General features: G+C 70.2%; 23 protein-coding genes and 2 pseudogenes. 12 read left to right on the plus strand and 13 right to left on the minus strand.

Annotated elements, in window-relative coordinates; translation table 11 throughout:
• The first annotated feature begins 135 nt into the window (after nt 1-135).
• The 4 genes from ACIBEA_RS16165 to ACIBEA_RS16180 all read left to right on the plus strand — a co-directional run bounded on the left by ACIBEA_RS16165 (nt 136) and on the right by ACIBEA_RS16180 (nt 3308).
• Nucleotides 136-960 carry an SDR family oxidoreductase gene (locus ACIBEA_RS16165; protein ID WP_399261243.1) on the plus strand — a complete coding sequence of 275 codons (825 nt, stop codon included), beginning with the start codon at nt 136-138 and terminating at the stop codon, nt 958-960.
• A 337-nt stretch (nt 961-1297) separates the two neighbouring features.
• Nucleotides 1298-2275: an ArsR/SmtB family transcription factor gene (locus ACIBEA_RS16170; RefSeq protein ID WP_399261245.1), complete on the plus strand. Its 978-nt coding sequence runs from the start codon at nt 1298-1300 to the stop codon at nt 2273-2275.
• A gap of 129 nt (nt 2276-2404) precedes the next feature.
• Nucleotides 2405-2851 carry a peptidase inhibitor family I36 protein gene (locus ACIBEA_RS16175; protein WP_399261248.1) on the plus strand — a complete coding sequence of 149 codons (447 nt, stop codon included), beginning with the start codon at nt 2405-2407 and terminating at the stop codon, nt 2849-2851.
• A gap of 145 nt (nt 2852-2996) precedes the next feature.
• Entirely contained in the window at nt 2997-3308 is a 312-nt protein-coding gene (locus tag ACIBEA_RS16180) for a hypothetical protein (RefSeq protein WP_399261250.1), read from the plus strand.
• A 128-nt stretch (nt 3309-3436) separates the two neighbouring features.
• Here ACIBEA_RS16180 and ACIBEA_RS16185 read toward each other — a convergent pair whose 3' ends face one another.
• Nucleotides 3437-4012 (minus strand): hypothetical protein, encoded by a 576-nt coding sequence (locus tag ACIBEA_RS16185; protein WP_399261252.1) that lies wholly within the window; start codon nt 4010-4012, stop codon nt 3437-3439.
• 221 nt (nt 4013-4233) lie between these two features.
• On the opposite strand from ACIBEA_RS16185, the gene ACIBEA_RS16190 reads away from it, so the two are divergent.
• A complete protein-coding gene (locus ACIBEA_RS16190) occupies nt 4234-4428 on the plus strand; it encodes a hypothetical protein (RefSeq protein ID WP_399261254.1) in 195 nt (64 codons plus the stop codon).
• 557 nt (nt 4429-4985) lie between these two features.
• Here ACIBEA_RS16190 and ACIBEA_RS16195 read toward each other — a convergent pair.
• The 4 genes from ACIBEA_RS16195 to ACIBEA_RS16210 all read right to left on the minus strand — a co-directional run bounded on the left by ACIBEA_RS16195 (nt 4986) and on the right by ACIBEA_RS16210 (nt 9576).
• Nucleotides 4986-5423, minus strand: coding sequence for an ester cyclase (locus tag ACIBEA_RS16195; RefSeq protein WP_399261256.1), 438 nt, complete (start codon nt 5421-5423; stop codon nt 4986-4988).
• A 244-nt stretch (nt 5424-5667) separates the two neighbouring features.
• Nucleotides 5668-7032 (minus strand): carotenoid oxygenase family protein, encoded by a 1365-nt coding sequence (locus ACIBEA_RS16200; RefSeq protein WP_399261259.1) that lies wholly within the window; start codon nt 7030-7032, stop codon nt 5668-5670.
• Nucleotides 7022-8716, minus strand: coding sequence for an MFS transporter (locus ACIBEA_RS16205; RefSeq protein WP_399261261.1), 1695 nt, complete (start codon nt 8714-8716; stop codon nt 7022-7024). The genes ACIBEA_RS16200 and ACIBEA_RS16205 overlap by 11 nt, the downstream gene beginning before the upstream one ends.
• Nucleotides 8717-9336: 620 nt before the next feature.
• On the minus strand, nt 9337-9576 hold the full coding sequence (locus ACIBEA_RS16210) for a hypothetical protein (protein ID WP_399261263.1): 240 nt from the start codon (nt 9574-9576) through the stop codon (nt 9337-9339).
• A gap of 3 nt (nt 9577-9579) precedes the next feature.
• Here ACIBEA_RS16210 and ACIBEA_RS16215 point away from each other — a divergent pair, with 3 nt between their 5' ends.
• The 3 genes from ACIBEA_RS16215 (at nt 9580) to ACIBEA_RS16225 (ending at nt 12077) form a co-directional block, all read left to right on the plus strand.
• Nucleotides 9580-10122, plus strand: a complete 543-nt coding sequence (locus tag ACIBEA_RS16215) for an NAD(P)H-dependent oxidoreductase (RefSeq protein WP_399261265.1) — start codon at nt 9580-9582, stop codon at nt 10120-10122.
• A gap of 206 nt (nt 10123-10328) precedes the next feature.
• Nucleotides 10329-11009 (plus strand): DUF4232 domain-containing protein, encoded by a 681-nt coding sequence (locus tag ACIBEA_RS16220; protein ID WP_399261267.1) that lies wholly within the window; start codon nt 10329-10331, stop codon nt 11007-11009.
• Nucleotides 11010-11528: 519 nt separating this feature from the next.
• Nucleotides 11529-12077, plus strand: a complete 549-nt coding sequence (locus tag ACIBEA_RS16225) for a DM13 domain-containing protein (RefSeq protein ID WP_399261269.1) — start codon at nt 11529-11531, stop codon at nt 12075-12077.
• A 149-nt stretch (nt 12078-12226) separates the two neighbouring features.
• On the opposite strand, the gene ACIBEA_RS16230 is transcribed toward ACIBEA_RS16225, so the two are convergent.
• The 4 genes and pseudogenes from ACIBEA_RS16230 to ACIBEA_RS16245 all read right to left on the minus strand — a co-directional run bounded on the left by ACIBEA_RS16230 (nt 12227) and on the right by ACIBEA_RS16245 (nt 15671).
• A complete protein-coding gene (locus ACIBEA_RS16230) occupies nt 12227-13657 on the minus strand; it encodes a lamin tail domain-containing protein (RefSeq protein WP_399261452.1) in 1431 nt (476 codons plus the stop codon).
• Between the two features lie 339 nt (nt 13658-13996).
• A pseudogene (locus ACIBEA_RS16235) lies at nt 13997-14146 on the minus strand (response regulator); the annotation flags it as partial.
• A gap of 296 nt (nt 14147-14442) precedes the next feature.
• Nucleotides 14443-14832 (minus strand): hypothetical protein, encoded by a 390-nt coding sequence (locus tag ACIBEA_RS16240; RefSeq protein WP_185296817.1) that lies wholly within the window; start codon nt 14830-14832, stop codon nt 14443-14445.
• Nucleotides 14833-15311: 479 nt separating this feature from the next.
• Complete coding sequence (locus ACIBEA_RS16245) at nt 15312-15671, minus strand: TIGR02391 family protein (protein WP_399261271.1); 360 nt, start codon at nt 15669-15671, stop codon at nt 15312-15314.
• 33 nt (nt 15672-15704) lie between these two features.
• On the opposite strand from ACIBEA_RS16245, the pseudogene ACIBEA_RS16250 reads away from it, so the two are divergent.
• Nucleotides 15705-15878 (plus strand): annotated as a pseudogene (locus tag ACIBEA_RS16250) (transposase family protein); the annotation flags it as partial.
• Between the two features lie 6 nt (nt 15879-15884).
• Here the strand turns inward: ACIBEA_RS16250 and ACIBEA_RS16255 are convergent.
• From ACIBEA_RS16255 to ACIBEA_RS16265, 3 genes are read right to left on the minus strand one after another with little or no spacing between them, the layout of a single operon-like run.
• Nucleotides 15885-17150 carry a multidrug effflux MFS transporter gene (locus tag ACIBEA_RS16255; protein WP_399261273.1) on the minus strand — a complete coding sequence of 422 codons (1266 nt, stop codon included), beginning with the start codon at nt 17148-17150 and terminating at the stop codon, nt 15885-15887.
• A 3-nt stretch (nt 17151-17153) separates the two neighbouring features.
• Nucleotides 17154-17798 (minus strand): NAD(P)-dependent oxidoreductase, encoded by a 645-nt coding sequence (locus ACIBEA_RS16260; RefSeq protein WP_399261275.1) that lies wholly within the window; start codon nt 17796-17798, stop codon nt 17154-17156.
• Nucleotides 17799-17821: 23 nt separating this feature from the next.
• On the minus strand, nt 17822-18574 hold the full coding sequence (locus ACIBEA_RS16265) for an MBL fold metallo-hydrolase (RefSeq protein ID WP_399261278.1): 753 nt from the start codon (nt 18572-18574) through the stop codon (nt 17822-17824).
• An 81-nt stretch (nt 18575-18655) separates the two neighbouring features.
• On the opposite strand from ACIBEA_RS16265, the gene ACIBEA_RS16270 reads away from it, so the two are divergent.
• The 3 genes from ACIBEA_RS16270 (at nt 18656) to ACIBEA_RS16280 (ending at nt 21748) form a co-directional block, all read left to right on the plus strand.
• Nucleotides 18656-19285, plus strand: coding sequence for a winged helix-turn-helix transcriptional regulator (locus tag ACIBEA_RS16270; RefSeq protein ID WP_399261279.1), 630 nt, complete (start codon nt 18656-18658; stop codon nt 19283-19285).
• Nucleotides 19286-19856: 571 nt separating this feature from the next.
• Nucleotides 19857-20441, plus strand: coding sequence for a hypothetical protein (locus tag ACIBEA_RS16275; RefSeq protein WP_399261281.1), 585 nt, complete (start codon nt 19857-19859; stop codon nt 20439-20441).
• Nucleotides 20442-21136: 695 nt separating this feature from the next.
• Nucleotides 21137-21748: a hypothetical protein gene (locus ACIBEA_RS16280; protein WP_399261283.1), complete on the plus strand. Its 612-nt coding sequence runs from the start codon at nt 21137-21139 to the stop codon at nt 21746-21748.
• Between the two features lie 395 nt (nt 21749-22143).
• On the opposite strand, the gene ACIBEA_RS16285 is transcribed toward ACIBEA_RS16280, so the two are convergent.
• Nucleotides 22144-22890, minus strand: coding sequence for a hypothetical protein (locus tag ACIBEA_RS16285; protein ID WP_399261285.1), 747 nt, complete (start codon nt 22888-22890; stop codon nt 22144-22146).
• Between the last annotated feature and the right edge of the window lies 1 nt (nt 22891).

The raw sequence follows: 22891 nt of genomic DNA on the forward strand, positions 1-22891 counted from the left end.
GGCGTGCCTCGCGGTGGGCGGTCTTCGGGGGCGGGAGTGGTGAACTTGCCTTCGAGTCCACTCGAGGGTGTTGCCTGGGGGAGACACCTCGTCGTGCTGACCGTACGAACGACGAATTCCCTTGAGGAGCACACCATGACGCAGAAGATCTGGTTCATCACCGGTGCCTCGCGCGGCTTCGGCAGGGAGTGGGCCGTCGCCGCCCTCGAACGCGGTGATTCGGTGGCCGCGACCGCGCGCGACCTCTCCACGCTGGGCGACCTCCGCGAGAAGTTCGGAGAGCGACTCCTGCCCCTGCGTCTCGACGTGACGGACCGTGACGCCGGCTTCGCCGCCGTGCAGCAGGCGCACGAGCGGTTCGGGCGCCTCGACGTGGTGGTCAACAACGCCGGTTACGGCCACTTCGGCATGATCGAGGAACTCACCGAGGCCGAGGCGCGCGCGCAACTGGAGACCAACCTGCTCGGCGCCCTGTGGATCACGCAGGCGGCCCTGCCGTTGCTGCGCGAGCAGGGCAGCGGCCACATTCTCCAGGTCTCGTCCATCGGAGGCATCAGCGCCTTCCCGCTGGTCGGGATCTACCACGCGTCGAAGTGGGCGCTCGAGGGCATGAGCCAGGCGCTGGCCCAGGAAGTGGCGCCGTTCGGCATCAAGGTCACGCTCATCGAGCCCGGTGGGTTCGCCACGGACTGGGCGGGTTCCTCGTCGAGCGCGTCCGAGCCGTTGCCCGCCTACGCAGACTTCCACAAGGCGGTGCAGGAGCAGCGCCGCAAGCGCGTCGGCACGCCGGGCGATCCGACCGCGTCGGCCGCGGCCGTGATGAAGATCGTCGACGCCGACGAGCCGCCGCTGCGCTGCTTCTTCGGTGCGGCGCCGCTGGGCATCGCCAAGGCGGACTACGAGCAGCGTCTCGCGGTGTGGGAGAAGTGGCAGCCCGTGGCAGAGCTGGCGCAGGGCTAAGCCGGGGAGCCGGGGAGCCGGGCCGGGGGTCCGGTGCCACGGAGTAAATCGAGCGTCGCGGCGGGGTGTGGCCGCTCCCGGGATCACACCCGGGTGCGGTCCGCTCCCGGCAGAAGCACAGCCGCGCGGGATGGATCGCCGGCCCGTGCGTAAAAGGTCCGGAAACGCCGTTGAAGCCCCACCCGGGGTACCGGACAATTCCTACCGCTGCCCGCCCATGCGGGCTGATGGTCGCGAGTGACGTCGGATCGGTCCGCGTCGCCGTACGAGCCCAGGATCAGTGGGGCCATTGGTGTTACGCATTCATTTCACTGCGGAGGATCTCGCCCGGACCCGCGTGGCCACCACGATCGGGGCGGCGGCGGAGACCTACTACAGCCTCGAAATGCTGAGCAGACGCTCCCTCGCGGTGCCCTTCCTGCCCTGGCGTACGCAGGTGGCCGGTCGATTGCCGCAGGACGCCAAGCCACTGACCGTGCTCGTGCCGGACCACGGCCCCGGCCTCGACCTGCTGACCCTGGCCGGGGATTCGCCCGACATCGATCAGGCCGTCGACACCCTGCTGCGGGCTCCGCGCGCCCGCGTACGCCGGGAGCTGGAGGTGGTCGCCTTCGACCCCGCCCACTCCTCCTGGGCCCGGACCGTTGCCGAGGGCGACGGCGAAGCCCGCCGGCAACTGGCGACGGCCTTGGCGGCCTGCCACCGCGTGACCGTCGGGCCGTTCTGGCCGGCCGCCCGGTCGCACCTCGAAGCGGTGCGCGCGCAGTACGCCCGTACGTTCCTGGAGACCGGCGTGGAGGGTCTGCTGGCCACGTTGTGCCCGCCGCTGGTGCGCTGGAGCCCACCCGTGCTGGAGGTGCGCCACCCCCGCCGGGTCGATGTCCACCTGGGTGGCCGGGGGCTCGTCCTCGCGCCGACGGTCTTCTCCTGGCGCGAGCTCAGCCTGTTGTACGACCCCTACGACGAGGAGTCGGTGCCCCGGCTGACCGTGCCGGCGGTGACCGACCCGGCGTACGGCTCCGCCCTGTGGCACGGCGGCAACGGCACGGCCGACGACGAAGCCCTGGGCGCCGTGCTCGGCCGTACCCGGGCGGCCGTGCTGCACCTCCTCGCGTACGGCTGCGGCACCACGGAACTCGCCGGGCGGCTCGGCATCACCCCGGCTGCGGCGAGTCAGCACACCAAGGCCCTGCGCGGCGCGGGCCTCATCACCACGAGCCGTCGGGGCGGTTCCGTGCTGCACGTCACGACGGCCCTGGGACGTGAGCTGCTCGGAGCGACGGGCGAGCGAGCGAGAGTCGGCCGCTCCTTTTAAGCGGTGGCTTAAGACCGTGGCGGGCGGAACCCGGCCGTCGGCAGGATGCGTGACGGCGCCGGCCCGCTGGGGTCCAACGGCACCGCATCCGTACATCGCCACATCCGCAACCGAGGTGGGAGCACGCGCATGACAGATGCAACGAGTTCACGGAGTACGAAGTCCCGCCGGCGCCGGACGGGGGAGCGGGCCGCGCTTCTCGTGGGCGCCGCGCTGATCGCCTTCGCGACGGCTCAGGCACCCGCGTCGGCGAGTCCGGGCCAGTGCGCCGACAACCGCCTGTGTGCCTGGTCCAACGCGGACTACGGCGGCATTTTCACCGCCTACACGGCCTCCGCGCCGGTGCTCGGCGGCGACAACGACCGGTTCGACTCCGTGTGGAACCGCAACAGCGTCTCCTGGTACGTCTACGTCGACCCGTACTACCGGGGCGCCAAGTACTGTGTTCGGCCCGGCTATTCGGTGTCGAACCTGGGCGACTGGTTCGGTCTCCACGACCAGATCTCGGCCGTACAGAAGCTGGGCGGGACATCCTGCGGGACCGCGACTCCGATCGGCTCCTACAAGGGCTCGTAGCCGACGCCCCGAGCGCTGCCGTCCCCCGGTCACGGGGGAACCGGGGGACGGTGGTTTCGCCGCGGCACCGCCGAAGAGCAGCCTTTCGACCTATCCGCCCCGTCCGACCAGCCGACCGGCCCCGCTCCGCAGCGGGCCGCCGGCCGTGCACCCGAAGGTCCGCGATGAACTCGCGGCCGCCGCGGACCGGGTCGACGACGCGGTCATGGTCATGGAGGGCGTTGCCCACATGGTCAGCACGCTGTCGAGTGATCAGCGGCAGGAGCCGAACGAGCTGGTCGGGGAGATGGCCGCCGTCGAGCACAACCAGGCTCGCCGCGGTTTCTTGGAAGAGTTCCCGGAGGAGTTCGAAGCCGGCACGGCCGAACATCTGGTGCTTCAGCGCCACCCCAGAAGCCGCCAGGCCGACGATGCCGCACCACCGCAACGACGCCGTCCCGTTGGGAAGGACCAGTGACCGCCCCGGCTGGCCCTTACCGGTCTCCAGGGCCGAAAGCTGACGCCGACGTGGAGCCCGGAAAGTGCGGGTGCAGGGCGACCACGCACTCATATCGGCCGCAGCAGAATCGGTGAGCGCCCTGAATGTCAGTCCTGAGCGAGCCATCTCGCGACGCTCTCTGCCTCATCGGCCGAGAGTTTGTGCTCCCGCAGCATGAACTCGGTGAACTTCCTTATCGCAGAAGCCCGGTGCGGGCTCGGCACCGCCAGGACCGACATATAGTCCTGATAGGTCGATCCCTCGATGATGACGGTCCCCGTCGGTGACATGGTGATGAGCCCGTCGAGTGACGGCCCATTGATGGTGCTGCTGTTGGAGCCGGCAACGGTCCACTTCTCCTGCAGTCGCACACGGGCCCAATATGAATCACTGTCATACGGGTCGTCGTGCAGGTTGACCAGGAGCAGGAACTCGCCCTCAGCTCCGAACAGGTCGAACTGGCAAGCCAGTCGCCACCATGCCTCGTCGACCGCCTGGAGGGGATCTGGGCTGTCGAACTCAACGACCTCGTCGACCCGACCGTCCCACGGTCCGCAAGCCGTCGTTTGTGAGGCCGCGTCGGGCGGGCATGACGTCACTGTCTCGTCGATGCCGAGCAAAGTGATTCCAGACAGGGCGAGCGTTGTGGCCAGATCCTCAAAGGTCTTCAGGACTTCCTCCATCAAGAGCACCAGGAACGAACTGGACGAGCCTCCCACTGGGACACCCTCCGCGGTCGTGAGTATCGCCATCACTGTCGAACCCAGACGAACGGAACCTTCGGGCCCTCGGCCGGTGCATCCTCGCCTGACCGGCCACGCAGGGTTCAGCCGCACACACTCAGCCGTGCGCGCGGGACGTTGCGCTGCTCCCGGTGGCGCGCCCTGTGGTGGATTGGCGGGCGGTGCGCGCGGCTCGTGCGGGGAGTCGTTCCCCGCTCGCGTGCCTGACCCCGGTGGTCTCGGGACGGGACTGGGCGCCGTTGGGCGAGGTCGCGCGGATGGCCCGGGTCGGTCGGGTCGCGGCGGCTTGGCGCCGCTGCCACGCCGACCTCCCCGCCCCGGCCGGTGGCACGGAGCTGCGCCCGTTCTTCGATTGACCGCACCCGGGACGTCGCCGCTGGCGGTGCTGGGCCGGGTGCGGCTGGTGGAGCGGTACCGGTCGGGAGCGGGCGGCCTGCGGATCACGCTGGCCCGGCCGACGAGCATGCGGGGTGCTGTTGCTCGGGTTGGGGGAGTGGTGCACCACGTGGATCTGCCTGCGGGAGCCGGGGCGGGCGCGGAGTGTGGGTGCGCCCGGCACGCGTGCGGGGGCGTCACTCCGCGGTGGGGGTGCCTGGGACCACGGCCCGGCGGGCCGGGTGACGGAGGATCACATCGAGGGCGGGGCGAACTGCACGGACCGCGCCCGCGCTCTGGCCGCCGGGACGTCGGCCTGAGCCGTGCCCGTGCGATCCGGTCGGTGACCAGGCTCGCGAGCAGGACCAGGGCGGCTGTGACATGGCAGATCAGGAGCACGTTGGCGAGGGTCATGGCCTGTGCTCTTCTCGGGTGGGGGTCGTTCGCGGACCCTCGGACGTACGGGGCCGCGCACGGCCCGCGCCGCACTGTCGCCAGTGCGGCGCGGGCCGGGGCCTGCAGAGGGGCTGCGCGGTGTTCAGGACAGTTCGCGGACACCGAGCTGCTGTACGAACAGCAGGCTGTCGGCGTTGGCCCAGTACTCGGCGAGCATGCCGTCCTTGACCAGCAGGGTGTCGGTGCCGGTGAAGTGGACGCGGTTGCCCACAGCGTCCTCGGACGCGCCCGGGAAGCCTCCTGCGTAGGTGCCTTCGGCTGCCCAGCGGACCACCAGGTAGTCGTCGGTCGCGATCGGGCCGACCGTGATCTCGAAACTGAGGTCGCGCAGGACGCTGTGGATGCCCGCCACCCACCCGTTCAGGCCCTCACGGCCATGCACGGTGTCGTCGCCCGAGCCGGTGATGGGGGCGGCGTGCGCGACGAAGTCAGGGGCGATGATCTCGTCGGTCAGGGACAGGTCGTTGTTCCACAGGGCCTTCCACGGCTCGGCGAGCAGGGCGTTGGCGGAAGCGGACATGGCAGTTCTCCTTGGTGAGGGGGATTCTTGGAGGGACATGTGGCGCGCGGCCCATTGCCGTTCGCCACAGCTCTGGGGTGTGGTGCCGCCACTGGTGTGGCGTCAGCTGCGCCCATCGGCGCGGCGGGTGAGGACCGTGTCGATCCAGTCGTAGGCGTGCGGGGCCAGGCTCGAGGCCCCGGCCGCCCCGGTGATCGGTGGATGACGCGATGCCGCCGTCCACCGATCACAGATCGGACAGTGGTCAGGCCCCGGTGTCCAGGTCGGTGTCCGGGACCCAGGAGCCGTGGATCCCGGCGGTCACCCGTCGGGGCAGGTGGACCGCGGCGATCTGCTCGAGGCCGGAGGCATCGAGGACCAGGAGCTGCGAGGCGTCCTGCTTGAGGTCGGAGACCACGGTCAGGAGGTAGCCGTCGTCCTCGCGGGTGCCACCGGCCGCCGGCACGAACACGGCCTCGCTGGGCAGCCGGGCGTCGCCGGCCTGGTGGATGCGGCGGGCGCCGGTGGTGCGGTCGTACTTGACGATGCCGTAGCCGCCGAAGCCCTGCTCGTCGGGGAAGGAGACGGCGTACTGGTAGCGGTTCTCGGCGCCCAGGTAGGCCTCGTTGAGGGTCGGGAACTCCACCGCGAGGTCGTCGATGATCTGCTCGTTCACGGTGCCGGCGGCCATGTCGATGAGCCAACGGCGGGTGTAGGAGCGAGTGTTGGGCTCGGTGCCGCGCCCGGGGGCGCCGACCCACCAGTTCCAGGAGAGCCGGAAGCCCTCGCGGTCCACGGTGGGGCCCTCCAACACGATGCGGCCCCGGCCGTCCTCGTACGCGTTGGAGACGTGCAGCATGCTGCCCGGCTCGATGGAGAACCAACGGACGTGGTGGGCACCGTCGGCTCCCCGCGGCATGACACCGATGCGGGAGGGCTGCTGGTCACTCCAGCTGTAGGGGATCCCGGAGTGCTCGGTCGGGTCGAAGGTGACACTGCCCTCGACGAAGACCACGTGGTGGCGGGTGATGGCGAAGTCGTGCTTGAGGGAGGCACTCGCTCCCGGAACCTCGGCGCTGTGGCTGATCTCGCCCTTGGCATCCGAGACGTAGTACGTCAGGAAGGGCGCGAAGGGCGAGGACCCGAAGAAGTGCAGCTCCCCCGTGGTCGGATCCTCCTTGGGATGCGCGGTCATCATGCCGCGCAGCCTGCCGTCGAAGTCGAAGGCGCCGACCGTCTCCAGCTCAGGGGTGAGTTCGAAGGGGAAGTTCGCCTCGCACAGCGCGAGGAGGCGTCCGGCGTGCTCGATGATGTGGGTGCCGGCGGTGCTGGCGGTCAGGTCGGGGCCCTTCTCGGTCAGGTAGGGGGCGCCCTCCAGGGCGGGAGTGTGCACCCAGCGGTTGCGGTACCACTCGGCGCGCCCGTCCCGCAGGCGGATGCCGTGGACCATGCCGCTGCCCTTGAACCAGTGGGTCGGGGTGACGCCCGGCTTGGGGTTGTGGCCGTTGCGCAGTAGGCGGCCGGTCAGCTCGGGGGGCAGGGTGCCCTCGACGGTAAGTCCGGTGGCGGTGATCTCGTCGGCGACGGGGGTGTAGTGGCCGGTCAGGTACGGCTTCTGCTCAGCGGGCATGGTGGGCATTCCTCTTCTCTGCGCGGATCTGCGGTGTGTGGTGAGGCGTGCAGTCCTGTGTCGTTGTGTCAGGTGTCGTTGTGTCGGGCGAGTTGTCCGGCACGGGTGGTTGGGCGGGGTGAGCCGTTTCGCCCGCGAGGCGTTCAGGGTTTTGTCGGGGTCGTCGTGCGCGGCCTCGACCGGCGTGCCGCAGGACTCCCTGGCGTGGTCGGCGACCACTGTCGAGCTGCTCGACGTCGTTGCGTGCTGCCGTCGGAGTCAGTCGGCGTCCGGCACCCCGGGTGAGGATCAGCGCGACGATCGCTGTGGCGGCGAGGATCGTGGCGCAGACGCCGAAGGCTGCGCGGTAGCCGGCCGCGAGGGCTTCGAGTTGGGTCTGGCGGGTGGAGGCGTGGGCGGTGACGGAGCCGGCCACGGTGGCCAGAGCGGCAAGGCCGAGCACTCCACCGACCTGGCGGGTGGTATTGACCAGCCCGCCGGCGAGCCCGGCGTCCTGTGTGGGAACGCCTTCGACGGACAGGGCGGTCAGCTGGACGAAGGCGATGCCCAGGCCCAGGCCGATCAGACTGATGGGGCCGAGGACGTCGGTGAGGTAGCTGCCGTGGGCGCTGAGCCGGGACAGCCACAGCATTCCGCCGGCCTCGGTGAACAGGGCCGCCGTCACGGTCGTCCCGGCTCCGATCCGCCGGGAGATCTGCGGTGCCAGCGTGGCGCCGAGCATGTTGCTCACTGCGAAGGGTAGTTGGCCCAGCCCTGTGGCCAGGGCGTTCATTCCCAGAACCTGCTGCTGGTAGAGCGACAGGAAGACGAACAGGGCGATCCAGACGGAGCCCAGCAGCGCCATCAGCAGGTTGCCCGCGGCGACCCGGCCGATGCTGAACAGGCGAGGCGGTACCAACGCGTTCGGCCGGCGACGCTCGATCACGACGAAGGCCGCGACCAGCAGGGCGGAGCCGAGGAACGCGCCCAGTACACGGGGGCCGGTCCAGCCTGCGTCGCGTGCGGTGGTCAGTCCCCAGACCAGGCAGGTCAGAGCGAGGCTCACGGTGGCCGTGCCCAGCAGATCGAACCGCCCGGACTTCCGGCCGGCCGTTCGTGGAACGAGGCCCGCCACGGCGACCAGCACCAGCCCGGTCCCGAGGGCGACGGAGTAGAAGATCCAGCTCCAGCCCCACACCTGCGTGAGGACGCCCCCCAGCAGGACACCGCACGCTCCTCCGGCGCCGGAGACCGCACCCCACACCCCCAGCGCCCTGCCCCGTCCCGTGCCGGAGGGGAAATGCTCCATGGTCAGGGCGAGCGCGGCCGGGGCGATCGCGGCGGCGCCGGCACCCTGGACGGCTCGGGCGGTGATCAGCGCGCCGGATGAGGTGGCCAGTCCGGCCGCCAGCGAGGAGCCCGCGAAGAGGGCGAGACCGGCGATCAGTGACCGGCGGCGGCCGAACAGGTCGGCCGCCCGCCCTCCCGCCAGCAGAAGCGCCCCGAACCCCAGGCTGTAGGCGTTGACCACCCAGGTGGTAGCGCTGTCCGACAGGTCCATCCCGGTGCGGATCTGCGGCAGCGCCACGTTCACGATCGACGTGGCGACCATGATGATGAACTGGCCCGCGGCGAGCGCCGCGAGCATGGCACCCGGCCGTGCGGCGGGCGACGCCGGGCCCGGCTGTGTGCGTCTGAGGTTCATGCCGCACAGACTCCTGCGGACCGCTGTCCACTTTCCAGAAGGTCAGCCGCTGGAAGCTGTCCACTCCTGTCCACACCCGTCCGCCGGAAGTCGCTCGCCAGCGCGAGCAGTGGCACCGCGACGGCCCGGACGCGCCGTCCTCAACACCTGGCCAGATGGCGACACATGGCCACCTGGCGTACGTAGGCGGTCTGGCGCACCGCACGGGAGGTAGCGGCGGTGGGCTCGTTCCGGACGAGCGCGGGGGTTTACGCTGCGAGGGCCGGGTCTTGCCGCTAACGCAAGCGGGTCTCGTGGGGCGTGAGGTAGCCCCGGTGGATGTGCTTGCGCGGGCGGGACCACCGGCTCCGGGCAGAGCTCGGCGCGGCACGTGTACCCGTCGCTGGTCCGGTGCCGGATGCGGCACAGGTCGGAGGGTTCGGGAGGACGACCGGGCCGCCAGGAGGTGTCCACGGTGAAGGTCACCGTGTCCGACCAGCTGTTGGCGTAGTGCTGTCCGTCGAAGGTCGTCGTACGGAAGGTGTAGGCGCGGCCGGTGGCCGGTTTGCCGGACGGGACCCTCGCGGAGGCCGTCTCGCCGGTGCGCACGAACGGCGAGTTGAAGAGGGCGACCACCTTGGTCAGTCCGCCGAGGGAACGTCCGAGGGCATGATCGTGCGGCTCGCCGGCCGGGGCCCCTTTTGGCGGGCCCCGGCAGCGTGCTGATGGGCGCGGACGATCGTGGAATCGACCGCGACAACCCAATCCAGGTCGTCCTCGGAGTCGGCCTGGGCCAGCAGTGCGGAGAGAACCTGTTCCCAGGTGCCGTCGATCGCCCATATCCGCAGCCTGCTGTGGGCGCCCTTCCACGACCCGAACACGCGTTGTCCGAGGCGGTGGTGGACGAGTTGCGCCGACGGGGGTGGGAGGTCGCGGCGCACGACCTGTACGCCGAGGGGTTCGCCCCCTTGCTGTCCGCCGAGGAGACGGGCACCGTCGGACCGGCCGCCGCGGCCCTCGACCCGCAGGTGGCGCTGCACCGGGCGGAGGTGGCCGAGCTGGACGCCTTGGTCTTCGTCCACCCGAACTGGTGGGGCATGTCGCCGGCCGTCCTGACGGGGTGGGTGCAGCGGGTCCTCGCGCCGGGCGTCGCCTACAAGCTGGGCACTGCGGAGGGCGAGCCCGCCGGTCTGCTGCGGGCGGGCCGGGCCCTGGTCCTGAACACGTCCGATACCCCGGCCGAACGCGAGACGGGTGAGTTCGGCGATCCGTTGGAGCGGATCTGGTCGGCGTGCGTGCTGCCGTACGTGGGGGTGGACGACGTGCGACGCGTCGTCTTCCGCACGGTCGTGAACTCATCCGACGCGCAGCGGGCGACCTGGCTGGAGCAGGCCCGCCAGCAGGCGGCCGCGCTGTCGCGGCCCTGAAGGGTGTCGCCGAAGGTCCGGCTCTCGGCAGGCCGAGGTTCCCGTCAACGTCTGCCGCAGGGCCGTGACGTCACTCTGTCGGCGGTGTTGGCGCAGTCGATGTCCGTCCGTGACAGAACGAAGACATGGTGCGGAAGGGTCTGTAACTCGGTGCGGGATACAAAGAGTTCCGACCGTTCGTACCGCACAACCTGCTGGGGATCATCATGAAGCTGACCCGTACCGCCGGGCTCTCCGTTGTCGGCCTCGCCGCGGCTCTGTCGCTCACCGCCTGCAACAACGGTGAGGACTCCGCGCAGGCCCCGGCAGCCAAGGCCCCCTCGTCCACGGCCTCATCGCCTTCGACGTCGGGCGGCGGATCGTCCGCGGCCAGCGGGTCGGGGCCCGGGGGTGCGCAGACGGGCAGCGCCAAGCCCGGCGCAGGGACGGGTCCCTCGTCGTCTGCCGGTGCCGTGAACAGCGGGGCGGAGAGCGGTGGCAAGACCGCGTTCTGCAAGACGGCGGACCTGGCCATTGACGCCACGAACGCCGCGCCTGACCAGAGCTCCGGCAGGATCAACATCACGATGGTCAACCGGGGCTCGGCCACCTGCTCGGCGACGGGCTTCGCGGGCGTCGACATCAAGGACGCCGACCACACGTCGAACCCCATCGAGCGCGGGCAGGCCCAGCCGCGCGTCACCACGCTGAAGCCCGGCGAAGCCGCTGTCTTCGATCTCGCCTACACCATCGACGCCAGCGGCAAGAGCCTCGCCCACCCGACCGACATCCAGGTGACGCCGCCGAACGAGACCCACTCGGTGAGCCTGAAGTGGCCCGCAGGAGCGGCCGGGATCAAGGGCGCCTACACCGACGTCCAGGTCTACCCCACGCACACGACCAACTAGAGCTCCGCCGGAGTTCCGCTCGGGCGGCCGTCTGCGTGGTGGCGCCCCGGGGGCGCCTCCCTCGCGGTGGCACTCTTGGGAGGCAGGCGCGTCGCACCGTGCCGGGTTCGCTCCGGACTTCCCGAAGGGGCATACCGCAGCGCGGCGCCGTCCGGGACCATGTCCGGCATGGGAGGGAACTCGCCTCTCGGAGCCCCGACTTGCGCAGGCCGAAGCTCTCGGCGTGGACGGCCGGGCTGCTTGCCCGCAGGCGACCGAGGGAAGCGCACGGCCCGGTCGAGCTCGGCGAGATGCACGTCGTACGGCACATCGAACGTGGCACGCCGGCCAACTGAGGCCGCTCTCGCACGATCAACACCTGGTGATCGGAAACCTCGTGGGTACCGTGCCGGCCCGGGCGGCCCGGTGGGACGCGATGGCGCCCGGCCGTAAGAATTCCGTCATCCGGTCCGGCCTGGCATCCGCGCCCTGCACCGCGTTGGATTGCATCCAGACGGGACCCGTGAGGAAGAGGCATCGATGACAACAGGCAGAGGTCGGCGCGGCAGGATCTTGGCCGGGGTCGCTGCCGCGGCAGCCGTGGTACTCGCCGTAGGGCTGTACTGGTTCCAGCCGTGGAAGCTCTGGCAGGACGAGACCGTCCGCGAGGCCCTCCCGACGGCATCGGCGCCGTCGAGCGGGCCCGTCCCCGTCGCGTCCTCCGCGCCGGTCGGCCCGCGGACCCTGGCGCAAGGCACGTTGGTCAGCCACGAGCACACCACGACCGGCACGGTGAAGCTCGTTCGGCTCGCAGACGGCTCCCACACCCTGCGCCTGGAGAACCTGGACACCAGCAACGGCCCCGACCTGCGGGTCTGGCTCACCGATGCCCCCGTCAAGGACGGCGTGGCCGGCTGGAGGGTCTTCGACAAAGGCAAGCACGTCAGCGTGGGCAAGCTCAAGGGCAACAAGGGCGACCACAACTACGAGATCCCCGCCGACGTCAACCTCGCCGACTACAGCAGCGTCACCATCTGGTGCGACCGCTTCGACGTGTCCTTCGGCGCGGCCACCCTCAAGGCCATCTGACAAGGCCATCCGACCGGCAGACCCGCCACCGGCCCGGCCGCCGCCCCGCTTCCGCGGTTCGGCAGCCGGGCGCTCCCCTCGACGCGCGCTCTCCGCGCCGCAGGCCGCGAGCTCTCCGCGCCGCCGGCCGCTCACTGCTGCTCGGCGGGTCAGCAGGTGATGGTGCCCCGCCGCAGGGCGTGGCCACCGTCGTTGGCGTCGTCGGACCAGTAGACGGGCTTGGACCCGGCCACGCACTCGTCGGCGCCGGCGAGGGAGAAGCCCTCGTTGTTGTAGTTCGGCATGCCGCTGGGCCGGTTGTGGACGGCGGTGGTGGCGAAGGCGCCGCTGGAGTTGATCTTGAGGATGCGGTGCTGTCCGTCGCAGGTGTCGTCGCACACCGCCCACAGGCGCGAAGCCTGCGGCTCCCACTGCAGCTCCATCACACCGGCCATGCCGCTGCCGAACGACGCCACGCGGGTGTACGTGCCGGAGTCGGCCAGGACGTAGCCGTAGATCATGCCGGTCCCCTCGACGCCGACGAAGAACAGGCCGCCGCTGTGGGCGCCGTAGCGGGCCGGGTCGTAGGCCGCGCCGGTCGAGGAGTCCTTGAACCCGGCACCGGTCAGCGCGGCGTCCGGGATCCAAGTGATCCCTTCGAGGCCGAGGTTGGATCCGGTCGAGGGCAGGTCGGAGGTGAGGTTCCACTCCTTGACCGCGCTCAGTGAGGAGCCCGAGCCGCCGACGTCGTACTTGAGCACCGACAGCCGGCTGGTGCCGGAGGCGTCGCCGTTGCGCTCGCTGGCGACGAACGCCCCGCCGGCCGAGCCCGCGCCGGCCAGGGTGACGCCCTCGCTGTCGGGGCTGCCGGATCCGCCGGGGAAGCGCAAGGTCCTGCCGGAGGACCAGCCGCCCGCCGTGTCGGGCTTCCAGCCGCCGGACCCGTCGCGGACCAGGCGCCACAGCTTCCCGCTGTTCTGCGCGCCCCACAGCACGCCGCCCTCCTGGTAGAGGCCGCTGAGGTCCTCGCCGAACACGTTGGAGCCGTCCGCGGTCGACACGCTGCTGCCACCAGGCCACGCCACCGGCGTCGTCGGGCCACCGCCCCCGCCGGTACCGCAGTCGTTCGCACTGCCCAGGGTGACCGTGGCGACGTCCTTGAAGGCGCCGGTGCCGTCCGCGCAGCGCGACCAGGACGGGTCGGAGTGGTCGCTCCAGGCGAAGCTGTCGACCAGGGTCTTGCCGTCGGCGAGGTAGAGACGGGCCTCGTCCGCGGAGCCCAGACCGAATGTGCCGCTGACGTCGAACGCCCGGAACCCGCCCGGGGCCAGCTTGGTCCCCGACGCGATCTTGTAGGAGTGGCTCTTGTCGTCGTCCTTGAGGATCCAGCCGGAGACATCGACCGTGGCGGCGCCCTTGTTGTACAGCTCGATCGAATCGTTGACGTCACCGGTGGTGACGACCTCGTTGACGCGGATGTCGTCCGCCGCGGCCGCATGCGCCGCAGGTACGCCGGTCAGCACGCCCGCGGCGAGGAGCGGCGCGGCGACGAGCAGACGGGAAAGAGCACGACGCCGACGGCGAGGGGTCGATGCGGTCACTGATGTCCATCCTGGAGTTGTCATGGGCAAGGCGGTCGGCCCGACGGTCCCGCCCCGCACCGAACAGCACTTCGCCGCCCAGGAGGACGGCTCGCGAACGGTTGGCGAAATCCCTGCCGGCCCCCTCGAACGGCCTTGCCCGCCCGCCCGCCCGCCCGCGCCGCGTCGCCCCCGCCGCCGTCCTCGGCGGCGGGGAGCCGGTGCGCGAAGCGGTCCAGCAGCCGTCGGGTCACCCGGGGGGAGACCACGGCTCCCCCCGGGCCACGTCGCGGATCGCCCCAGCAGCTCTTGCGGCCGGCTGTTCTTCAGCAGGAAGCCGGATGCCCCGGCCCGCAGCGCGTCGAAGGCGTACGCGTCCAGGTCGAAGGTAGTGAGCACCAGCACCCGCGTCCCGGGCACCTCGCGCAGCAGCAGCCGGGTCGCCTCGATGCCGTCGGTGCCCGGCATCCGCACGTCCATCAGCACCACGTCCATCAGCAGCACGTCCATCAGCACCACGTCCGGCCGCGGCCGCCGCGCCTGCGGGACCCAGCCCACCCGAGCCACCCGGGGTCCGGGGCCAGCAGCAGACTCACCCGCCCGTCGGCCAGCGCGCCCGCCCGCTCCGGGTTCATCTGCCCGGCACGGAAGGCACGGCGCCGGTCGGAGAGCGACCGTCCGAGTGGGTACGGCCCCTCACCCCGCTCACCTGCTCGCCGCCATCGTCGAGCTCGGCGGGTAGCTGGAGCTCCCAGCTACCTGTAACGGGTGCTTGAGGGGCGCGGTCATCCCAGAAGGCTGCGCGGTCAGCGCCGGCCGCCGCCGATGCGCCGGTCGTCGGCCAGCGCGGTCAGCGGTCCGAACTCGCGGGCAAGCTGGTTCCACGTCAGAACCTCGCCACAGCGGGCCGGGAACTCCTTCGGGTTGAACTCGGGCATGGTCCAGGTGCCGGTGCCCCGGTCCCGCAGCCACAGGTCCCCGTCACCATCGACCACAGTCGGCGGGACCGGTACGGGCTCGGCCTGATCGGTGGGCTCCCAGGTGACCCGGCCCGGGTGGGAAACGCGGCGCAGCTCCGTGGTGGCCAGCCGCGCGGCCAAGTCACGGGTGGACTCTTCGGCGTCCTTGACCGACGCGAGTCGGTAGGCGTCGTCAAGTACGGGCAGGGCTGGATTCTTGCTGCGCTTTGAACTCATACGCTGACTACCTCCGGTGGGGGGCGTCACATCCGTTATGGCACCCCGTAGAGGAACACGGTATCCGAGGCGGGAGCCGGGCCGGGCTACGACCACTGTCCAGGTGGTGGCGCTGGCACACCGGGCGGTGGGGCGAGGTGGTGAGCTGGTCCTGGACGGGGCGCAACCCGTGGTGGTAGCGCTCGGATATGGCGGTCCGGGTCTGAGAAGGTGAGGCCGCCGGGGGCGAGCGGACGTCGGGCCGGGGCAGGTGCGCCCGTCACGCCCACCGCACCGCACTCCGACCTTGGACAGCTGCTCGACGCGCTCGGGTGCCAGCGTGGCGCCGCGCCGGCGCTGGTTGTCGATCCACATCCCGAGCTTCAGTGCCACGTCCTCCTGCGCCAGTCGTCGCAGGAGCGTATTGAGCGGCTACGGGCTCTGCTGATCGGGCGGAGTTCCAGTCGCCGTGCGGGGGCGGCGCCGGCATCGTCGGGGGCCTACGGGAATCTGCTGCTGGGGGTGGCGCTGCACGGGGCGGACCGGTTGCGGGAGGGCGAGGTGCCGACCCTGCTGGAGGATGTGCTCCTGAAGGCGCCCTTGAACAGCTCCATGAGGGCAACGGCTTCCCCGGGGTCTGCGGTTGGGTCCCAGAGCGGCCCTCCGTGATCGTTCGGATCATTCGCATTCTTGGGAGGTCGGAAGGCGTCGGTCATGAGGGTCTTCCCGATAGCGCTGTTGGACAGGCCCGCCAGCTCTCGGACGCGGACCTCGACGTCCTTCATGGCCATGAAGGCGGCGACTTCGAAGTCGCCGCGGAGGAATTGCGGGCGGGCCTTGGCTTCGAGCACGGGGACCATCTGGATGTCGAGGCGCTGGACGGCCTGGACTCGAAGGCCGTCAACCGCGCCCACGCGAAGATCCGCGCTCGCGGCGAACGGGCCGTCGCTACCCTCAGAACCTGGAGAATCCTGGTCAAGCTGCGCTGCTGCCCGCGCCGAGCCACCGCAATCGTGCAGGTCATCCTTGTCCTGCACCACTTCGAGTCACCGCGTTACGAAGGATGAAACGGCTCACTGGATGCCAGCTCCCCTGCGATCGAGGTGCCGGCGCGGTCGCCGGTGCCCGGCAGGTCCTTGGCGGGCCGGCCTGCGAGTGCGCTCACCGGGCATCGACCGGGTGAGGACGCCGAGTGTGAGCAGAGCGAGCGCAGGCAGCACGGCGACGATGATTCCCATCGGCAAGGCGTCGGTGGCGCCACCCGCGCCGGCCAGCGGAGCAAGTGCCCCGCCGATCATGAACTGGCTGAAGCCGAGTAGCGCGGCGGCCGACCCGGCATGATCGCCGTGGTCGGCCAGGGCCTGGGCCGCGGCGTTCGGCATGACGAGGCCCACGCTGGAGACCAGGACGAACAGGCCGATCAGGAGCGCGGGCAGGGGTGCCCGTGTCAGCACCGCGGCCAGCACCGTGGTGCCACCGGCTGTCGCGCCCAGCAGACCGGCGAGCAGCAGCACGCGGGCGCCGGCCCGGGCCACCAGTCGGCCGCTGATCTGGGCGGCCGCGATGAGTCCGGCGGCATTGACGGCGAACACGGCGCTGTACTGCTGCGGTGACAGGCCGTGGATTTCCTGCAGGACGAACGGCGAGCCGGAGATGTAGGCGAACATCGCCGCGAAGACCAGGCCGTTGGCCAGGACGTACCCGGTGAAGGCCCGGTCACTGAGCAGCTGCCCGACGACAGCCGGCAGCGGCCGGCGTGACGCGGAGGACCGGGTCTCCGGCAGTCCTGCGGCGGAGGCCGCCAGCATCACGGCGCCGAGTACGGCCAGGGCCACGAAGATTCCCGGCCAGGCCGTGACGCGCAGTAGCTGGCCGCCGAGGACCGGCGCGAACACCGGCGCCAGGCCGGTGATCAAGGTCAGCGCGGAGAAGAGACGTGCGGTGCGGGTTCCGGAGGTGCGGTCGCGGACCATGGCGTTGGCGATGACGATGCCGAACGCCCCGCCGATGCCCTGGACCAGGCGCAGGCCGACGAGGGTCCGGATGTCGGGCGCCACCGCGCAGAGCGCGCTGGCGGTCGTGTAGAGGGCGAGGCCCGCAAGCAACGGACGTCGCCGGCCGTAGGTGTCGCTCAGCGGCCCGGCGATCAGCTGCCCGATGGCCAGCCCGGCCAGGCAGGCGGTGATGGTGAGCTGGGTGGCCGCGGCGCTGGCGCGCAGGTCGCCGGCGAGGTCCGGCAGTCCGGGCAGGTAGCCGTCGATGGACAGTGGTCCCAGGGCCACGAGCGCTGCGAGCAGGACGATGAATCGGGTGTGCCGGCCGGCGGCGTCGTTGCTCATGGCTCAGTACGCCACGGTGATGCGGCGGCGGATCGCGGTGCCGCTCTCGATCGTGTCGGCCAAGGCGATCGCGTAGTCGGCGTAAGAGATGCGGCTGTTGCCGTCGTCGTCGGTGAGCAGGGTGTCCCCGGCGCTGCGGTAGGCCCCGGTCCGCTCGCCCGCTCCGATGACTGCGGCGGGCGACACGTACGTCCAGTCGAGGTCGTGCACGCCGCGGTAGAGGTCGAGCGCTTCGGACTGGGCCTCGGCGTTGGCCTTCCACAGCGAGGGGAAGTCCGGGTCGTCCATGACCCGGGCGCCGGTCGGCGTGCGGAGGCTACCGGCACCGCCGATGGTGACCAGGCGGGTGACGCCGGCTCGGCGGAGTCCGTCGATCAGCGCACGGGCGGCACCGACGATCGTGGCGCGGTCGCTTTCCTGGCCGATCCGGGGGCCGACGGCCGAGAGCACGGCGTCGTGGGAGGCGGCGAGGCCGGCGACCGCCGCGGGGTCGGTGACGTCACCGGTGGTCACGGTCAGGGCCTTGTGCCCCAGTCCGTCGATGTGGCCGGCTCGGGTGACCGCGGTGACGGTGTGGCCGCGACGCAGTAGTTCCTCGGTGGTGGGCCGGCCGATGTTGCCGCTGGCACCGAACAGGACGATCTTCATGTGTTGCTCCTTGTTTCTGATCATCAGAGGACGGGCTGGCCGTCGGCGATGATGGCCGCGGTGATGCCGCGCTCGTCGGCGGCGTGCTGGAAGCGCTGCTCGATGTCGGGTTGTTCGGTGTAGAACGGCGGGTTGTGGAACAGGCCGTAGTGCATGGCGCAGACGGTGCCGGCGCCGAGTGCGACGGCGGCCTCGACGCCCTGCTCGGGGGTCATGGTCGCCGGGACGTTGGCCGCGTAGCCCTCGAAGTGGGCGATGACGCCGTTGACCGGGACGAACGCGACGTCGAACGGGCCGTGGTCGCGGGCGATCTGCCACCAGCTGCCGTGCCACTGGGTGTCGCCGCAGTGGATGACCCGCCGGCCGGCGCCTTCGACGACCCAGGCGACCTGGTCACAGTCGTTGCCGCGCCAGTCCAGCGAGGTCACCGGGGTGACGGTCAGCTCTCCGATGCGGCGTGACTGACCCAGGTCCTGCGCGACGGGGGTGATGCCCGCCTCGCGCAGCGCCGCCGCGCTCGGGGTGTGGCAGCCGATCGTGCCGGTGGCCGCGATCCGGGCGATCAGGTCGTGGTCGTAGTGGTCGGGGTGCAGGTGGGTGATGAGGGCGTGGGTGCCGGGCGGGGTATCGACCGGGTCGACCGGCCGGTGCGGCGGCCCCATCACCGGCGCCAGCGGAGCGACGTTCTCGAGCGGGTCGATCAGCAGGCGGGTGTCGCCGAGACGGATCTCGACGCCGGCCCAGGCCAGCCGACGGACGGAAAGGGTGGGGGTCATGGGCAGCGACGCTAGACCGACCTTGTTGAGAAAGTCAACAAGGGAGTTTTGAATCTCAACACCGCGATGTAGGGTGGTGGCATGCGCACCTACGGGCAGTACTGCGGCATCGCGAAAGCACTGGACACCATCGGCGACCGTTGGACCCTGCTGATCGTCCGTGAACTGCTCGCCCTGGGTCCTTGCCGGCACACCGACCTGCGCAACGGGCTGCCCGGGATCGCCAGCAACCTGCTGGTCGACCGGCTCCGCGGACTCGAGGAAGCCGGCCTGATCCACCGCGAGGCCGCCCCGCCGCCGGTGGCCACCACCCTGTTCTCCCTCACCGAGCGTGGCCGCACGCTGGAGCCGGTGCTGCAGGAACTGAGCCGGTGGGGCGTGCCGCTGTTGCGTGAGCCGGGCGGCAACGACACCTTCCGCACCCACTGGCTGGACATGCCCGCGCGGGCACTGACCGACCACCACCCCGACCAGCCGGCAATCGCCCTGCAACTGCACGCCGACGGCAACGAAGACCTGGTCATCGAAGTCAAGGACGGCTCGGTGCACACACACGCGGGCCGGGTCGACCACCCCACCGCGTCACTGACCGGACCGCCGCACCTGCTGGCCGCCACCCTGCTCGGCGACCTCGATCTGAGCGCCGCAATACAGCAAGGCCTGCGACTCAGCGGCGAACACGAGGCAGTAATGCGCATCCTGCCCCGCTGAACGACCGGCCGCTCGCGAGACTGCGACCTCAAACTCCACCGAGTCTGCGCCGGCTGCAGCATCGGGCATCGGATGCAGGCGTGCTCATGCTGACAGGGTGATCCATAAGGGCGAGCGCAGTTGCCGAGTTCGACCTTGCGCTTATCGAAATGCTCCTCGAACTCCCCCCATTCTTCGGGGGTGACGTCGACGTACTCGCCTTCGGGACGGAGGGCCCGGCGGTGGTTGCGGAACTCCTGGTAGTGCTCCGCGATGTCCTCCGCGAAGACCGCGACGTAACCCTGAGTGGTGTGCGGATTCAGATGTCCGAGCAGGGCTGCGCCGAGGTGGCGCTGGAACAGAAAGGGAATGGGGTCCGACCAGAGTCGTTCCTGGGGGTCATAGCGGCTGATGAGCGGAACGGTCCGCTGCCTTCTCGTCTGGCGGCGGACGACCTGAGCGATGGCGTGGAAGAGCTCGGAAGATATAGGGATGACGCGTTCCCGTTCGTCTTTGGAGGGCGCGATCACCAGGAGGGCGATGACCTATCAGCCCGGCCGCTGATACTGGCGGTGGCGGCTTCGAGGACCGGGTGGGTCGGGCCGCGGCGGCGGCCTGGCGCCGCAGGAACCCCGACTTCCCCGCCGTGGTCGGCGGTACGGAGCTGCGCCCGCTCTTCGATCGGACGGCGGTGGTCGGATGGCTGCTCGCCCGCGACGAGATCGAGGTGCCCGATGCCATGCCGGCGGCGTCGCAGGTCCTGGTCGGCGCCGGACACCGCACGGTGCGGGTGCAGCTCGATGACCCGCACCTGGTCCTGGCCGACGTCGTCGACGCAGAGGATGAGCTGTCGGGCTGCTCGACGGACGCGGACGCCGACGCGCTCGCGGACCTGCTGGAGGGCGCGGGGGAGTTCGGGGCGTCGGTGGAGCGGTTGACCCCGCCGGGGACGTCGCTGCTGGCGGTGGTGGGCCGGGTGCGGCTGAGCCCATGGTGGTTCCAGCCGACGGGGCTGCGGCCAGGGCCTCGTAGGAGGGGACCGGATGCAGGATGCGCAGCACCCGAACCCACGACGACAGCTGAGCCAGCTCGCGTTCCGCGGCGCGCGCCCAGGAGTCGGGGTCGTCTGCGAGGAGCTCGCACACGGCCAACGGTGTTCCGTGGTCCAGCACCGTGATCCGGCAGCCGCGGTGGCGGTCGTAGCCACCGGGTGTGTGCCGGCTCTCGAAGCTGACCCACCCCCAACGGCCCTTGGCACACAGGTCGGGGGGTCGGTCCCGGGGTCGGACGGGAAGAGCGGGATGGACGGACTGCCGGTAGCGCTCATCGTCACCATGCATCGAGTGCAGCGTTCGCTACGTCTTATGTGTAGCGAACGATGTAATCACTTGCACCCGTCTGGGGCAGTCGTTCAGCTTGCCGTTTCACCTCGGTCGGCGCGTCGGCTTCGGCCGCGCTGCCGACGGCGGCCCTGACGCGTTGCGGTGCGGCCGCCGCCTGATGGTGCGTCATGCCCTGCGGCGCCCCTCCCTCAAGCGGCTCCCGGCAGATTCCCCAGTGTCGGCGGCCGTCGGTCAGCACACCTGGCGGAACCCTGATTTGACGTTGATGAGTCCAATATTGTGAATTCAACTTATATCGATCTGTTGCGCCCGAACGCCCGCAGTCGTACGTTCAAGGTATAGGTCGCAAATGGCTCAAGACGATTCTGTCGTCGGCCGAGACCGGGGTGCACACTCTGTCTCTCGACTGCTGGCGCGCCGGCCAGGGCTCATTTCGCTTCGTTCCGGTGGGCGTCCTGAGCTTGAGCGGCAATCGGCATCCTTGTGGCTGTCTGGGAAAATCATGAAAGCTCTGGGAAGGTCTCGCCGTGTGAAGCGGGGGACCATTTATCGCCGTGGTGTTGGACCTGTTGTTGCACTCGCGGTTAGCGTGATGCTGATGGGATCGGTAAGTACGTGTGAGAACAATTCGCCGCCAAGTAGCGACTCCACACCACCGAAAATTTACATTCTCAAGTTCGAGAAAAGCGGCGCCGGTCAGGGTAGCCAGACCACCATCAATTCGGGTGGGCAGTTCGAGGTCGATGCCAACTGGCTGGGTGAGAATAAGGCGGACATCCGCGTATACGCTGATGACGCCCCGGGATCAAAGTGGGCCACGGTATCTTCGGCGTTCACCGGGAAATGCAGCAGTAAGCCCGGTCCGGACGGCGTCGCCTACATCGGGCAAGGACTGTTGTCCGGAAAATTCCCGGACCAGCGACAGGATGCACCATCCGGTTCCGTGAGGGCGTCGTTCGTGTTCCACCTAGATAAGCTCATCGAAGACGAGACCGATTGCGGATGGCGCCAATTCTCTGGTATGCCCAACAAGCGCCAATTCTTCGCCTACGAAGGCACATGGAACATAACCGCGGTGGCAGAGAATTGCTGTGGCGGGCGAACTATCGCGACCTTCAAGATCGTCGTCCCGTTCACCTGAGGCCATCCATGGTGTGAGCAGGCTCATCGACACCAAGGCTTCCGTTCGGGGAGCGGTCACCGTGGCTGCTCTCCGAACGCGTCCCGCGGTGACCTCCCTGAATCGGGTTCCTACTTGCGACCACTCCCCGGCGTGCACGCGCAGCGCCTTCGGCCGGGAGGTGGTGCGAATGGATTCGAGCGTGCAGTCCGGGGCGCGGGAGGCGGCCGGCGGGCCGCTTCGGCGGCTAGCTCCGTTTCCAGCACGCTGATCGCCCGCTCGGCCAGCTTCTGCTGTCAGCCCAGCCACGCGGATACGGCTCGCCAGCTCTCCAGGGGCGCTGGCCTCCAGCCCTCAGTGGGCTTCAAGGCCCTTCCACCCATGCCCGAGTCCGCATTGCCCATGTAACCGCCGGATCATCTGGTGGGAAGGCGGCCGGTAGCGTCTTTCCATTTCTGGCGTGCCGCTTTGAGGCGGGCGAGGGCGGCCGCCTGCTCCGGGTCGCTCCGCTGCTGTCTTTTGACGTCCTCGAGTTCGCTGCGGACGGCGTCCTCCCGGGCGCTGTCGGCCTCCGCGACGGCCAGGGCAGTCTGCGCCGCCTCGACACGATCGTCGAGGCCTGCTTGGAAGGCCGAGTCGCGGCGTGCGGCGTTCGTGATGAGCGTGACGAAGGAGTGCACGGCGTTCTCCTCGTACTCGATCTGAGAAAGAGGGACGTGATGGACGTGGCTGTCGGCCTCGGTCACGATCAGATGGTGGCTCTTTGATCCGTGGTGGATCCGAACGACGAGCCCGACCAGCGGCAGTTCCTCACTCTCACCGATCAAGAGCGCATGCCGGTGCAGAACGAGCGCGCCGAGACGGCCCAGGACCGGACCGCGGCCTGGATCCCGGGCCTCCTGCAAGGTCTGCCGCGCGGAACTGACACGGCGACGCCGTGCGGTCTGCGCGGAGTCGAGGCGAACCCGGAGCACGGTCTGCTCGTACCATCCCCGCACGGCCCGGCTCGTGAGACGCCGGCGGGCCCGTGCCAATTCTCGGCGCTCGGTGGCGTAGGCGCGGCCGAACGCCGGACCCCACCCTCCCGGATAGCGACAGCGGTGCCAGACCACCAGCACTACCACGCCGATCAACGCCCGCACCCCCCACCGCAGGAACTCCATC

The sequence above is a fragment of the Streptomyces sp. NPDC051555 genome, from assembly GCF_044454405.1.
Taxonomy (GTDB): domain Bacteria; phylum Actinomycetota; class Actinomycetes; order Streptomycetales; family Streptomycetaceae; genus Streptomyces.